Genomic DNA, 13,395 nt, shown 5'->3' on the forward strand with positions numbered 1-13,395 from the left:
GCCCGCGCGCAGGCAGAGAAGGCAAGGCGGAAAGCGAAATAAAAAAGCGGGCAGGGAAGGGGGTTCAATAATATGAAACTTTAAGGTTTCACTATTTCCCTTAGTAATTTTAAGGAGAAGGCGCAAAAGAGTAAGGATAAATAGCGGGGCTTTTATGCCGGGCGGCAAACGTTTTTCTCTTTCCTGTCAGCGCCTGTTGCACCTTCACACATCTTATTTACCCCTTTGCTGCCACTTTTGCGCGATGATATCCATAATTAAGCGATAGCATGGCGGATGACTAGGCTTTCACTGGCCCGGCATGTAGAATGCTGCGACTCAGGCGTAAGAGAGCCAACCTACTCACCGTCGCTTCTTGTCCATGCGTGTCCCCATAGGCGAGCGATTCAGAAATACCAAGGCAGAAAAACTTTTATAATGAAGCATATACGAAACTTCTCCATTATTGCCCATATTGACCACGGTAAGTCGACGCTGTCCGACCGTATTATTCAGATTTGCGGTGGGCTCTCCGATCGTGAAATGGCCTCTCAGGTGCTGGATTCCATGGACCTGGAGCGTGAACGCGGCATTACCATCAAAGCGCAGAGCGTGACGCTGGACTATAAAGCGCTGGACGGCCAGACCTACCAGCTTAACTTCATCGACACCCCGGGCCACGTTGACTTCTCGTATGAGGTCTCCCGTTCGCTGGCGGCCTGTGAAGGCGCACTGCTGGTGGTGGATGCAGGGCAGGGCGTAGAGGCACAGACCCTCGCCAACTGCTATACCGCTATCGAGATGGACCTGGAAGTGGTGCCGGTACTGAACAAGATTGACCTGCCGGCGGCCGATCCCGATCGTGCGGCGCAGGAGATCGAAGACATCGTCGGCATCGACGCCGCGGACGCCGTGCGCTGTTCAGCGAAAACCGGCGTGGGCGTGCCGGATGTGCTGGAGCGTCTGGTGCGTGACATCCCGGAGCCGCAGGGCGACCCGGCCGCGCCGCTGCAGGCACTGATCATCGACTCCTGGTTCGACAACTACCTCGGCGTGGTGTCCCTGATCCGTATCAAAAACGGCACCCTGCGCAAAGGTGACAAAATCAAGGTGATGAGCACCGGGCAGACCTACAACGCTGACCGCCTCGGCATCTTTACCCCGAAACAGCTGGATCGTGACGTCCTGAACTGTGGTGAAGTGGGCTGGCTGGTCTGTGCGATCAAAGACATCCTCGGGGCACCGGTGGGCGATACCCTGACGCTGGCCCGCCAGCCGGCAGACAAAGCGCTGCCCGGCTTTAAAAAGGTCAAACCGCAGGTGTATGCCGGTCTGTTCCCGATCAGTTCAGACGATTATGAAGCCTTCCGTGATGCGCTCGGCAAACTGAGCCTGAACGACGCCTCCCTGTTCTATGAGCCGGAAAGCTCCACCGCGCTGGGCTTCGGCTTCCGCTGTGGCTTCCTGGGCCTGCTGCACATGGAGATCATTCAGGAGCGTCTGGAGCGTGAATACGATCTGGATCTGATCACCACCGCGCCGACAGTGGTCTACGAAGTGGAAACCACTACCGGCGACGTCGTGTATGTTGACAGCCCCTCCAAGCTGCCGCCGCTGAACAACATCGCCGAACTGCGTGAGCCGATCGCCGAGTGCCACATGCTGATGCCGCAGGAGTACCTGGGCAACGTCATCACGCTCTGTATCGAGAAGCGCGGTGTGCAGACCAACATGGTCTACCACGGCAACCAGGTGGCGCTGACCTATGAAATCCCGATGGCGGAAGTGGTGCTCGACTTCTTCGACCGCCTGAAGTCCACGTCGCGCGGTTATGCGTCACTGGATTACAACTTCAAACGCTTCCAGTCCTCAGACATGGTGCGGGTTGACGTGCTGATCAACAGCGAGCGTGTGGATGCGCTGGCCCTGATCACTCACCGTGACAACGCGCAGTACCGCGGCCGTGACCTGGTGGAGAAGATGCGTGAGCTGATCCCGCGTCAGCAGTTTGATATCGCGATTCAGGCGGCAATCGGTAACCACATCATTGCCCGCTCCACCGTGAAACAATTGCGTAAAAACGTCCTGGCAAAATGTTACGGCGGTGACGTCAGCCGTAAGAAAAAGCTGCTGCAGAAGCAGAAAGACGGTAAAAAACGCATGAAGCAGGTGGGTAACGTGGAGTTGCCGCAGGAAGCGTTCCTGGCCATTCTGCATGTTGGTAAAGACAGCAAATAAATTTAAGGAGTCAGCATGGCTAACATGTTTGCGCTGGGGTTGTTTCTTGCGACCCTGATCACAGGGATTATCTGGTGTCTGGATCGCTTTGTCTGGGCACCGGCGCGCCGGAAAAAAACAGCGGCCATCCAGGCTCAGACGGCGGGCAATCTCGACAGCGCAACCCTGAAGAATGTCGTGAAGCAGCCGGGCTGGGTAGAGACCTGTGCCTCGGTGTTCCCGGTATTGTTCATCGTGTTTGTAGTGCGCTCCTTTATTTTTGAGCCGTTCCAGATCCCGTCCGGCTCCATGATGCCGACCTTGCTGATCGGGGATTTCATCGTGGTGGAGAAATTTGCCTACGGCCTGAAAGACCCGATTACCCAGACGACGCTGATCCCTACCGGCCACCCGAAACGGGGTGACATTGTGGTGTTTAAATACCCGCGCGATACGCGGGTTGACTACATCAAGCGGGTAGTGGGCCTGCCGGGCGACCGGGTCAGTTACGATCCGGTCAGCAAGCGGGTGACTGTTCAGCCGGCCTGCAACAGTGACAGTAACTGCGATAAAGCGCTGGCGCTGACCTATTCGCAGGAGACCCCAAGCAACCTGGTGCAAACCTTCGGCCACAGCGCCGGCAGCGAAGCCTCCAGCGGGTTCTTTGATGTACCGCAGAGCGAAGCCGTGCCGGAAGGCGGCATCCGCCTGCGTGACCGTCAGGAGAACCTGGGCGGCGTCACGCACCACATTCTGGATGTGCCGGGCGCGCAGGACCAGCTGGGGATGTACTACCAGCAACCCGGCCAGCCGCTGGGCGTCTGGGTGGTGCCGGCCGGTCACTATTTCATGATGGGTGACAACCGGGACAACAGCGCTGACAGCCGTTACTGGGGCTTTGTGCCGGAGAAGAATCTGGTCGGTAAAGCCACGGCCATCTGGATGAGTTTTGAGAAGCAGGAAGGCGAATGGCCGACCGGGGTACGCTTCAGCCGTATTGGTGGAATCCATTAATCCGGTCCATAAACGCAGCATTATGGCGCGACTCGTTGTAGAATAACCCCTTGAGCGATAAAAGTTGGCTCCTCATCCCAGAGGAGCCACTGCAAACGAAACAGCTTTGGATTGGCTTTGGGCGAAGCAGGCCTGTTCCGTATGCTGAAGTTTTTGACGCATTCTTGATCTATTGGTAACTCATGAACCCCATCGTAATAAACAGGCTGCAGCGAAAGCTGGGCTACACTTTTCAACAGCAGGAGCTCTTGCTGCAAGCACTGACTCATCGCAGCGCCAGCAGCAAACATAACGAACGGTTAGAGTTTCTGGGTGACTCTATTCTCAGTTTTGTCATTGCTAACGCGCTTTATCACCGTTTTCCCAAAGTGGATGAAGGGGATATGAGCCGGATGCGTGCCACCCTGGTGCGCGGCAATACGCTGGCAGAAATGGCGCGTGAATTTGATCTTGGCGAATGTTTGCGCCTCGGCCCTGGTGAATTGAAAAGTGGTGGTTTCCGCCGCGAATCTATTCTCGCGGACACGGTAGAAGCCCTGATTGGTGGCGTGTTTTTAGATAGCGATATCCAGAACGTTGAACGTTTGATTCTTAACTGGTACCAGAGCCGGTTGGATGAAATCAGTCCCGGTGACAAGCAGAAAGACCCAAAAACCCGTTTACAGGAGTTTTTACAAGGTCGCCATCTGCCGTTGCCTTCCTATCTGGTCGTACAGGTTCGCGGTGAGGCGCACGATCAAGAATTTACTATCCACTGCCAGGTCAGCGGGTTGAGTGAACCGGTGGTTGGCACCGGCTCAAGCCGCCGTAAAGCCGAACAGGCGGCAGCGGAACAAGCGCTGAAAAAGCTGGAGCTTGAATGAGCGAAGAAAAAACCTATTGCGGATTTGCCGCCATCGTCGGGCGACCGAACGTAGGCAAATCCACGCTGCTGAATCAGTTGTTGGGGCAGAAAGTCTCCATCACCTCGCGTAAGCCGCAAACCACCCGCCACCGTATTATGGGTATTCACACCGAAGGCCCGTATCAGGCGATCTATGTGGACACCCCGGGGCTGCACATCGAAGAGAAACGTGCCATCAACCGGTTGATGAACCGCGCAGCCAGCAGTTCCATCGGCGATGTAGAGCTGGTGATCTTCGTGGTCGAAGGCACACACTGGACACCGGACGACGAGATGGTGGTCAACAAACTGCGCGATCTCAAAGCGCCGGTGGTGTTGGCCATCAACAAAGTGGATAACGTCACAGACAAAAGCAAGCTGCTGCCGCATATCCAGTTCCTCAGTGAGCAGATGAACTTCCTTGATGTCGTGCCGATCTCCGCAGAAAAAGGCACCAATGTGGATACCATCGCCAGCATCGTGCGCAAGCGCCTGCCGGAAGCGATCCACCACTTCCCGGAAGACTACATCACTGACCGTTCGCAGCGCTTTATGGCCTCTGAAATCATCCGTGAAAAGCTGATGCGTTTCCTGGGTGAAGAGTTGCCTTATTCCGTGACCGTAGAAATTGAGCGCTTTACAGCCAATGAACGCGGCGGCTATGACGTCAACGGGTTGATTCTGGTTGAGCGTGAAGGCCAGAAGAAGATGGTGATCGGGAACAAAGGCTCCAAGATCAAAACCATCGGCATCGAAGCCCGTCAGGACATGGAAGAGATGTTTGAGGCGAAAGTCCACCTCGAACTGTGGGTTAAAGTGAAATCCGGCTGGGCAGACGACGAACGTGCGCTGCGCAGCCTGGGTTACGTAGACGACCTCTGAGGCGCAATGCCGATGGAAGGCTGGCAGCGGGCATTTGTGTTGCATGGGCGGCCCTACAGTGAAACCAGCTTAATGCTGGATCTGTTCACGGAAGGGCACGGGCGGGTGCGGGTACTGGCAAAAGGTGCACGCAGCCGCCGTTCCAACCTGAAAGGCGCGCTGCAGCCTTTTACCCCCCTGCTGGTGCGCTGGGGCGGGCGCGGGGAAGTCAAAACCCTGCGCAATGCCGAACCGGTCTCCCTCTCCTTACCGCTCAGCGGCCTGATGCTCTATAGCGGTCTGTATGTTAACGAGCTGCTGGCCCGGGTGCTGGAGCCCGAAACCGACTGCGCTTCCCTGTTTTTTGATTACCTCAATTGCATCCAGTCTCTGGCGGCAGGGCAGGGCTCGCCGGAACAGGCGCTGCGCCGTTTTGAGCTGGCGCTGCTGGCCCACCTGGGGTACGGCGTGGATTTCCTGCACTGCGCCGGCAGCGGCGAGCCAGTGGCAGATGGGATGACCTACCGCTACCGGGAAGAGAAAGGGTTTATTGCCAGCCTGGTTATCGATAACCACAGCTTTACCGGCCTGCAACTCAAGGCGCTGGCGGAGCGCGAGTTCCCGGACAGCGATACCCTGCGCGCCGCCAAACGCTTTACCCGTATGGCGCTCAAGCCCTATCTGGGCGGCAAGCCGCTGAAAAGCCGTGAGCTGTTCCGCCAGTTCAATGTAAAAGCCCCTTCAGAAAAACCGCTCGACTCCACCGACTGATTCCCCCGGTTCCCCCACACGGCCCCGGCAGTGTAAACTGCCTGCACCCCAACCCTTTTTCCGAGGACTGTCATGGCTGACCTATTGCTTGGTGTCAATATCGATCACATCGCCACGGTGCGTAACGCGCGCGGTACCATTTACCCCGATCCGGTTCAGGCAGCGTTTGTCTCTGAACAGGCGGGCGCGGACGGCATCACCGTGCATCTGCGTGAAGACCGTCGCCACATCACCGACCGCGACGTACGCATCCTGCGCCAGACTATCCAGACGCGCATGAACCTGGAGATGGCCGTCACAGACGAGATGCTCGGCATCGCCTGTGAGCTTCAGCCGCATTTCTGCTGCCTGGTGCCGGAAAAGCGTCAGGAAGTGACCACCGAAGGCGGCCTGGATGTGGCCGGGCAACTGGACAAAATGACGGCGGCCGTAGAGCGGCTGACGCAGGCGGGCATTCTGGTCTCGCTGTTTATTGATGCCGATCTGCGCCAGATTGACGCTGCCGTGGCCGTCGGCGCGCCTTATATCGAAATCCATACCGGCGCGTATGCGGAAGCGGAGTCAACACAGGCGCAACTGGCGGAGCTGGAGCGCATCAAACGTGCCGCGGCCTACGCCGCCGGCAAAGGGCTGAAAGTCAACGCCGGCCACGGCCTGACCTACCACAATGTGCAGCCGATCGCCGCCATTGCAGAGATGCATGAGTTGAATATCGGCCACGCCATTATCGGCCGCGCGGTGATCAGCGGCCTGGCGGATGCCGTGCGTGACATGAAAACCCTGATGCTGGATGCGCGCCGCTGATGGCTATTCTCGGGCTGGGCACCGACATCGTTGAGATCGCGCGGATTGAGGCGGTGGTTGAGCGCAGTGGCGACCGGCTGGCGCAGCGCGTGCTCAGCGAAAATGAGTGGGCGCTCTATCAGCAGCACCAGCAGCCGGTACGGTTTCTGGCCAAACGCTTCGCTGTGAAAGAGGCCGCGGCCAAAGCGCTCGGTACCGGCATCCGGCATGGGCTGGCGTTTGAGCAGTTTGAAGTGGTCAACGATGCGCTGGGTAAACCGGGGCTGGTGTTCCATGCGCGTGCGGCAGAGGTGGCCGCCGAACTGGGCGTGACCTCGATCCACGTCACGCTGGCGGATGAGCGCCGCTACGCCTGTGCCACCGTGATTATCGAAGGGAAGTGACCTGATGCTGCATCGGGTGGGTCAGCCCACCAGGTGCAGTTCCACATACTTGTCCCACAGCTGTTCCTGGGTTTCCCTGTGCTGCGGATCGATAAGAATCGTCTTGTCGATCGGGCAGACCTGCTGGCAGGTGGGCGCATCATAATGGCCGATGCACTCGGTGCAGCGCGCCGGGTCAATCTCGTAAATCGTCTTTCCCATTGAAATGGCCTGGTTCGGGCATTCCGGCTCGCACATGTCGCAGTTGATGCATTTTTTGGTGATCAGCAGGGCCATGATCGTCTCTTCATTAACATGGGGGAGGCGGAGTATACCAGAACCCCCGCGCCTTGCCGGCCTTAAGCCGCTCCTGCCTGATCCCGGTCAAACCAGTTTCTTCACCAGTGCCTCGCTGTGGCGGATATGCGACGAAGCGTGGTCGGCATCGTGCTGGATCAGCGCCATAAACAGCAGGTCAGTCAGGGCATATTGCGCCGTGCTGGCGGAGATCGCCGCGCCGCGGGTAGCGGGGCGTTCTGCCACGGTGTAAAGGCTATGATCGGCCCGCTGTTGCAGCCCATTGGGGGAGAAGCTGGTCAGTGCCAGCACGTTGGCCCCGGCTTGCCGGGCGACTTCTGCCGCCAGATTGATCTCCCGCCGTTCGCCGCTGAACGAAATCGCGAGCAGTAAATCATCCGCCGTTAACGCCTGGGCGGTGGCCAACTGGACATGGGTATCGGACTCGGCACTCGCCAGCACACCAATTTTCAACAGCTTATACGCCAGATCCTTTGCCGCCAGCCCTGACGCGCCGATCCCCACCAGCAACACCCGCCGTGCTGCGGCCAGCATGGACAACGCCTGCTGGAGCCGCTCCTCGCTGTTGATGTCCAGTGTGGCGCGCAGGGCCGCCTGCTTTTCCGCCAGCAACTTTTCGCCCACGGTTTTCAGGCTGTCGGTGTTGAGGATCTGGTTATGCACCGTGACCGCTGCCTGATCCCCGGCCGTGGCGAGGCTTTCACTCAACGCCAGTTTCAGGGCCGGAAAACCGCGGTAGCCCAGCTTCTGGGCGAATTTCACCACGCTGGACTGGCTGACCCCCGCCTGCTGCGCCAGTTGTTGGGAGCTGAGGTGGCGGGCGCTCTCCGTGTGGGAGAGTAAAAAATCGGCCAGTTTGCGATCGTTCTGCGCCAGCGAATGATAGATCTGACGAATACGTAAAAAGCTGCTCATAAATTCATTCCTGCAAAGGGCGACAGAGAGCGGCGCAAGCGCGCCATCGATCACGATTTTGATCACCTGACAAATAAAGTAGCAAATTCTGCTCGTGTTAAAGAATAAAATATTCAATGATAATTTATCTTTTGTGAATTAAATATTCAAAGGCGGCATCATGAACCTAGGCAATCTGATTTCTGAAACCCGGAACCCGAACACCCTGCGGCTGGATGAGATGTCCACGCTGGAGATGGTGACGGCCTTCAACCAGGAAGATCGTACCGTGCCTGAGGCGATCGCCCGGGTCCTGCCGCAGGTGGCAGAGGCGGTGGATCTGGCAGCGGCGGCCCTGCGCGCCGGTGGGCGCATTATCTACCTCGGGGCCGGTACCAGCGGGCGGCTCGGCGTGCTGGACGCCTCAGAGTGCCCGCCGACCTTCGGCGTCGATCACGGCGTGGTGGTGGGGCTGATTGCCGGTGGGCCGGGCGCGCTGCTGAAAGCCGTGGAGGGCGCAGAGGACAGCCTGACGCTGGGCGCGGAGGATCTGCAGGCCATCGCGCTGGCCCCGCGCGATCTGGTGGTCGGGCTGGCCGCCTCGGGGCGCACCCCCTATGTGATTGGTGCATTGCGCCATGCGCGCCAGGCCGGGTGCGCCACGGTGGCGATCTCCTGCAACCCTGACTCGCCCATCGCCCGGGAGGCGCAGGTGGCTATCAGCCCGGTGGTGGGGCCGGAGGCGCTGACCGGCTCGACCCGGCTTAAGTCGGGCACCGCGCAAAAACTGGTGCTGAATATGATCTCCACCGGCGCGATGGTCAAAACCGGCAAGGTCTACCAGAACCTGATGGTGGATGTGAAAGCCACCAATGTGAAGCTGGTGGATCGCGCCTGCCGCATCGTGGTGGAAGCCACCGGCGCAGAGCGGCATGACGCGGAACAGGCGTTGCAACAGACCGGCTTTGAGGTCAAGCCGGCCATTCTGATGATTCTGGCCCAGGTCACGGCTGATGAGGCCCGTCAACGCCTGGCACAACACAACGGCTATCTGCGCGCGGCGATCGCGGGCTGAGGCCGGATGGGGTGGAAAAATGGACAAAACCACAGCATTAGCCACAGAGATTCTGGCCGGTATCGGCGGCGAAGCGAACATCAGTAAGCTGGAAAATTGCATGACGCGGGTACGCGTCGAAGTAAAAAATGAGCAGCAGCTGAGGCTGGCGCACCTGCGAAAGCTGGACGGCATAAAGGGCTACATCAAGCAGGGGGAGCAGCATCAGTTTATCGTCGGCCCCGGCGCGGCGGCCAAAGTGGTGGATTGTATGCGCAGCCTGCTCCCGGAGAACGCCGCCGCACCCGGGGACGAGATAGCGCGCAATAAGGCTGCCGCGAAAGCGAAATATGCCGCGCCGATGAGCGACGCGCTGAAGAAACTGGCCAATATCTTTATCCCGCTGATCCCGGCGTTCATCGCCTCAGGGCTGATTACCGGCATCATCAACCTGCTGAAACGGCCCGATATTGCCGGTGAGTTTGCCGCCCACTACCCCAATGTGCTGGGGCTGCTGGGCATTTTCGGCAGCGCGGTATTTACCATCATGACGATTCTGGTAGGGGTGAACGCAGCCAGGGTGTTTGGCGGCTCCCAGGCGATGGGCGGGGTGATGGCCGGGATTCTCGGCAGCCCGGCGCTGGCGCAGATTGAGCTGTTCGGCGAACCGCTGCAACCGGGGCGCGGCGGGGTGATCGCCGTGCTGCTGGTGGTGGCCCTGATGTGCTGGGTTGAGCGCAGGTTACGCAACTGGCTGCCGGAGTCGATAGAACTGATCGTCAATCCGCTGCTGACCACCTTACTTACCGCAAGCTTGGCTATCCTTATAGTGCAGCCGCTGGGCGGCGTTATCTCGGATGCCATTGTCCAGGGGGTGAATGTGGCGCTGGAGCAGGGCGGGCTGCTGGTCGGCGGGCTGCTCTCCGGCTTTTTCCTGCCGCTGGTGCTCTCCGGGCTGCATCAGGGGCTGGTGCCGATCCATGTCGAACTGGTACAGGCGCACGGTAACAACCCGCTGCTGCCGATCCTGGCGATGGCCGGGGTCGGGCAGGTGGGCGCGGCCCTGGCGGTATTGCTGAAAACCCGCAATGCGCGGCTGAAAAAAGTGATCAAAGGGGCGCTGCCGGTGGGCATCCTGGGCATTGGCGAGCCGTTGATCTTCGGCGTGACCCTGCCGCTCGGCAAACCCTTCCTGGGGGCCTGCCTCGGCGGCGCAGTGGGCGGTGCCTTGATAAGTTATTGGAAAGTGTCTACGGTCATTACTTTCGGTATCTCAGGTTTGCCGCTGGCCCTGACCATTGTTGCCGGTAAAGTGATGTTTTACCTGACCGGGTACCTGGTTGCGGTGCTGGCAGGATTTATTTTCACCTGGATAGCAGGATTCAACGATCCTGAGGAGTAACCCTTGAGTGCGGAACAAGCCCGGCGGGTCGTATTTTTTGATTTGGACGGAACGCTGCATCAGCAGGATATGTTCGGCAGTTTTCTGCGCTTTCTGCTGTGGCGTATGCCGCAAAACCTGGTGCTGGTGGTGCCGCTGTTGCCGGTGATCGGGCTTGGCCTGCTGATTGGCGGCCGGGCGACCCGCTGGCCGATGAGCCTGCTGCTGTGGGCCATTACCTTCGGGCACAGCGAGGCGCGCCTGCGCGATCTGGAATTACAGTTTGTCACCTGGTTCCGCAGCATCGTCACCGCCTTCCCGGTGGTGCAGATGCGCCTGAACGAATACCTCGACAAGCACAACGCCGAAGTCTGGCTGATTACCGGGTCGCCACAGCGGCTGGTGGAGCAGGTCTACAGCGGCTCGGCCTTCCTGCCGCGCGTGCGGCTGGTCGGCAGCCGTATGGCCCGCCGCAACGGTGGCTGGGTCTTGCCGCTGCGCTGCCTCGGCACACAGAAAGTGGTGGAGCTTGAGCAGCGCCTCGGCAGCCCGCTGAAACTCTACAGCGGCTACAGCGACAGCAAGCAGGATAACCCGCTGCTGTTTTTCTGTGAGCACCGCTTCCGGGTCAGCAAAGAGGGCGAGCTTCAGCAGCTCGAGTAACGGCAGAACGCCGGACGTGACACAGAGAGACCAGGGGCGGAATTTCCGCCCTTTTTACTGCCTGTCACTCTCACCGGGCGGCAGCCCTGCGGGTTACGGCCATGTCACGGCCCCGGCCGGAGAGATAAGCTAGAATGCGGTTGTCTGCCGTGTATAATGCGCGCGGCAAATGAATGATGAGGTCAAGGTGACGCAGGAAATTAACCATGAATTTTGGATGCGGCACGCATTGACGCTGGCGCAACGCGCACAGGATGAGGGGGAAGTGCCGGTCGGTGCCGTGCTGGTGCTGGATAATAAACCGATCGGCGAGGGGTGGAACCGGCCGATTGGCCGCCACGATCCCACTGCCCATGCGGAGATTATGGCCCTGCGCCAGGGCGGGCAGGTGATGCAGAACTACCGGCTGCTGGAGGCGACGCTCTATGTCACCCTGGAGCCGTGCGTGATGTGCGCCGGGGCGATGGTGCACAGCCGCATCGGGCGGCTGGTGTATGGCGCGGACGATCTCAAAACCGGGGCGGCCGGGTCGTTGCTGGATGTGCTGCGCCACCCCGGCATGAACCATCAGGTCGCGATTGAGTCGGGCGTGCTGGCCGACGCCTGCTCGGCGATGCTGAGTGACTTCTTCCGCCTGCGGCGCGTCCAGCAAAAAGCGCTGAAGCAGGCCGCGAAAAACGCGGGCGGCCACTAAGCCGCCCGGCAGCTAGGGTTGCAGTGCCTCTGCGGGCGTCACAGCCGGGTAGGCCACGGCATACTCCGCTTCCAGGGCCGCCTGCTGGGCGGCTTTCTTCTCCCGCTCCTCCAGATAGCCCACCAGGCTGGCCTGATAACGACGGATGTTCTCCACGTAGTTATAGGCCTCCTGGCCGCGGGCGTAGCCGTAGGCGGTCTGCGCGTAGTAGCGCCGCTGGCTCAGCATCGGTAACCGCTGCTTGACGTCAACCCAGCTGTCCGGGTTTCCCTGCTGTGCTTTGGTCAGGTTGCGTGCATCCAGCATGTGGCCATACCCCATGTTGTAGGCCGCCAGCGCAAACCAGATGCGCTCATCCGGCGGCACCGTCTCCGGCACTTTCGCCATCAGCCGCTCCAGGTAGAGCGCGCCGCCCTGAATGCTCTGCTCGGCATCGAGCCGGTCACCCACGCCCAGGCCGGCGGCGGTGGCGCGCGTCAGCATCATCAGGCCGCGTACCCCGGTCGGCGAGGTGGCGGTCGGGTCCCAGTGCGACTCCTGATAGGCGATCACCGCCAGCAATTTCCAGTCGATCTGGCGCGCGTACTTCTCAAACAGCGGCTTCAGCGCCGGCAGGGTGCTGTCGATCGCGGCGAGGAAGGTGCGCGTGTCCACATAGTCAAAACTGCCCACATGGCCGAGGTACTTCTCCTCCAGCCGCGCCAGTGAGCCGTCTTCCACCATCTGGCTGAAGAAATCGAGCATCGCCGCGTAGAGGCTGTCATTGCTGCCGCGCGGGAAGTACCAGGTCACCGGCTCCTCCTCCGTGATGTCAAATGCCACTGCCAGCTGGGGATGAATGCGCTGCTGTAACCCGATGGTCACCGAATCGCCGATGCTGTAGGGCAGTTTGCCTTCGGCCACCTGTTGCAGCAGCTCGCCGGTGGAGAGATCGCTGGAGGATTCCCAGGCCAGATCCGGGTGCTTGCCCTCTTTGAGCTGCTTCAGGGTGCTGACGTAGGCGGAGCCGGAGGCCACCGCCAGCCGCCCTTTCAGCGCGTCGATATTGCGTGGCCGCACGCTGCCCTGCCGGTAAACCAGCTGCTGCGACACCGAATAGTAGGCGGGGCCGGCGCGGAAACGCGCCAGCCGCTCGGTGTTGTAAATCAGCCCGGCGGCGATCAGGTCAGCCCGCTGGTCATCCAGATCGTCGAACAGCTCATCGATGCTGCGGCGCGGCGTCACCACCAGCTTGACGCCGAGGTATTTGGCGAAACGCTGCGCCAGCTCGTAGTCCAGCCCACCGGCCCCACTCTGGGTAGTGTAATAGGTCAGCGGCGAATTCAGCGTGCTGATGCGCAGCTCGCCCCGGGAGAGGATACGGTCAAGCGGGTCGTTCTGGTTGCTGTGCCAGGGTATGGCGGGCCACAGGGCCAAAGCCAGCAGCAGTGCGACCGCGCCGACCAAAAGATAATTAAATTGTATGCGCTTCAAATAGTTGTCTCGTCGCGGCGCGTTTTG

The 13,395-nt window shown here is 59.9% G+C and carries 14 protein-coding genes; 11 read left to right on the forward strand and 3 right to left on the reverse strand.

The genetic code is table 11. The annotated features are described in order from the left end of the window. The first annotated feature begins 417 nt into the window (after nt 1-417). The 7 genes from lepA (at nt 418) to acpS (ending at nt 6,912) form a co-directional block, all read left to right on the forward strand. A complete protein-coding gene (gene lepA, locus CYR32_RS11595) occupies nt 418-2,217 on the forward strand; it encodes a translation elongation factor 4 (RefSeq protein WP_101824553.1) in 1,800 nt (599 codons plus the stop codon). Nucleotides 2,218-2,232: 15 nt separating this feature from the next. After that, on the forward strand, nt 2,233-3,210 hold the full coding sequence (gene lepB, locus CYR32_RS11600; RefSeq protein WP_101824554.1) for a signal peptidase I: 978 nt from the start codon (nt 2,233-2,235) through the stop codon (nt 3,208-3,210). Nucleotides 3,211-3,392: 182 nt separating this feature from the next. Continuing rightward, nucleotides 3,393-4,073, forward strand: coding sequence for a ribonuclease III (gene rnc / locus CYR32_RS11605; protein ID WP_072930182.1), 681 nt, complete (start codon nt 3,393-3,395; stop codon nt 4,071-4,073). Beyond that, on the forward strand, nt 4,070-4,975 hold the full coding sequence (era, locus tag CYR32_RS11610) for a GTPase Era (protein WP_101824555.1): 906 nt from the start codon (nt 4,070-4,072) through the stop codon (nt 4,973-4,975). Before rnc ends, era begins: the two co-directional genes overlap by 4 nt. 12 nt (nt 4,976-4,987) lie before the next feature. After that, the gene (gene recO / locus CYR32_RS11615) at nt 4,988-5,725 is read left to right on the forward strand and encodes a DNA repair protein RecO (RefSeq protein ID WP_101824556.1); all 738 of its coding nucleotides are present in this window, start codon (nt 4,988-4,990) and stop codon (nt 5,723-5,725) included. A gap of 72 nt (nt 5,726-5,797) precedes the next feature. Beyond that, nucleotides 5,798-6,529 (forward strand): pyridoxine 5'-phosphate synthase, encoded by a 732-nt coding sequence (gene pdxJ / locus CYR32_RS11620; RefSeq protein WP_101824557.1) that lies wholly within the window; start codon nt 5,798-5,800, stop codon nt 6,527-6,529. Beyond that, nucleotides 6,529-6,912, forward strand: a complete 384-nt coding sequence (acpS, locus tag CYR32_RS11625) for a holo-ACP synthase (RefSeq protein ID WP_101824558.1) — start codon at nt 6,529-6,531, stop codon at nt 6,910-6,912. The genes pdxJ and acpS overlap by 1 nt, the downstream gene beginning before the upstream one ends. Before the next feature lie 21 nt (nt 6,913-6,933). On the opposite strand, the gene CYR32_RS11630 is transcribed toward acpS, so the two are convergent. Further along, entirely contained in the window at nt 6,934-7,188 is a 255-nt protein-coding gene (locus CYR32_RS11630; protein ID WP_101824559.1) for a YfhL family 4Fe-4S dicluster ferredoxin, read from the reverse strand. Nucleotides 7,189-7,275: 87 nt separating this feature from the next. Continuing rightward, a complete protein-coding gene (locus CYR32_RS11635) occupies nt 7,276-8,124 on the reverse strand; it encodes a MurR/RpiR family transcriptional regulator (protein WP_101824560.1) in 849 nt (282 codons plus the stop codon). A gap of 160 nt (nt 8,125-8,284) precedes the next feature. Here CYR32_RS11635 and murQ point away from each other — a divergent pair, with 160 nt between their 5' ends. The 4 genes from murQ to tadA all read left to right on the forward strand — a co-directional run bounded on the left by murQ (nt 8,285) and on the right by tadA (nt 11,895). Continuing rightward, nucleotides 8,285-9,178, forward strand: coding sequence for an N-acetylmuramic acid 6-phosphate etherase (gene murQ, locus CYR32_RS11640; RefSeq protein ID WP_101824561.1), 894 nt, complete (start codon nt 8,285-8,287; stop codon nt 9,176-9,178). Between the two features lie 19 nt (nt 9,179-9,197). Beyond that, nucleotides 9,198-10,559, forward strand: a complete 1,362-nt coding sequence (locus CYR32_RS11645; RefSeq protein WP_101824562.1) for a PTS transporter subunit EIIC — start codon at nt 9,198-9,200, stop codon at nt 10,557-10,559. Between the two features lie 3 nt (nt 10,560-10,562). Continuing rightward, nucleotides 10,563-11,201, forward strand: a complete 639-nt coding sequence (gene yfhb, locus CYR32_RS11650; protein WP_101824563.1) for a phosphatidylglycerophosphatase C — start codon at nt 10,563-10,565, stop codon at nt 11,199-11,201. 169 nt (nt 11,202-11,370) lie between these two features. Next, a complete protein-coding gene (gene tadA / locus CYR32_RS11655; RefSeq protein ID WP_101824564.1) occupies nt 11,371-11,895 on the forward strand; it encodes a tRNA adenosine(34) deaminase TadA in 525 nt (174 codons plus the stop codon). 12 nt (nt 11,896-11,907) lie between these two features. On the opposite strand, the gene mltF is transcribed toward tadA, so the two are convergent. Then, nucleotides 11,908-13,368, reverse strand: coding sequence for a membrane-bound lytic murein transglycosylase MltF (gene mltF, locus CYR32_RS11660; protein WP_101824565.1), 1,461 nt, complete (start codon nt 13,366-13,368; stop codon nt 11,908-11,910). Nucleotides 13,369-13,395: the final 27 nt, after the last annotated feature.

Source organism: Chimaeribacter coloradensis (assembly GCF_002858715.1).
Taxonomy (GTDB): domain Bacteria; phylum Pseudomonadota; class Gammaproteobacteria; order Enterobacterales; family Enterobacteriaceae; genus Chimaeribacter; species Chimaeribacter coloradensis.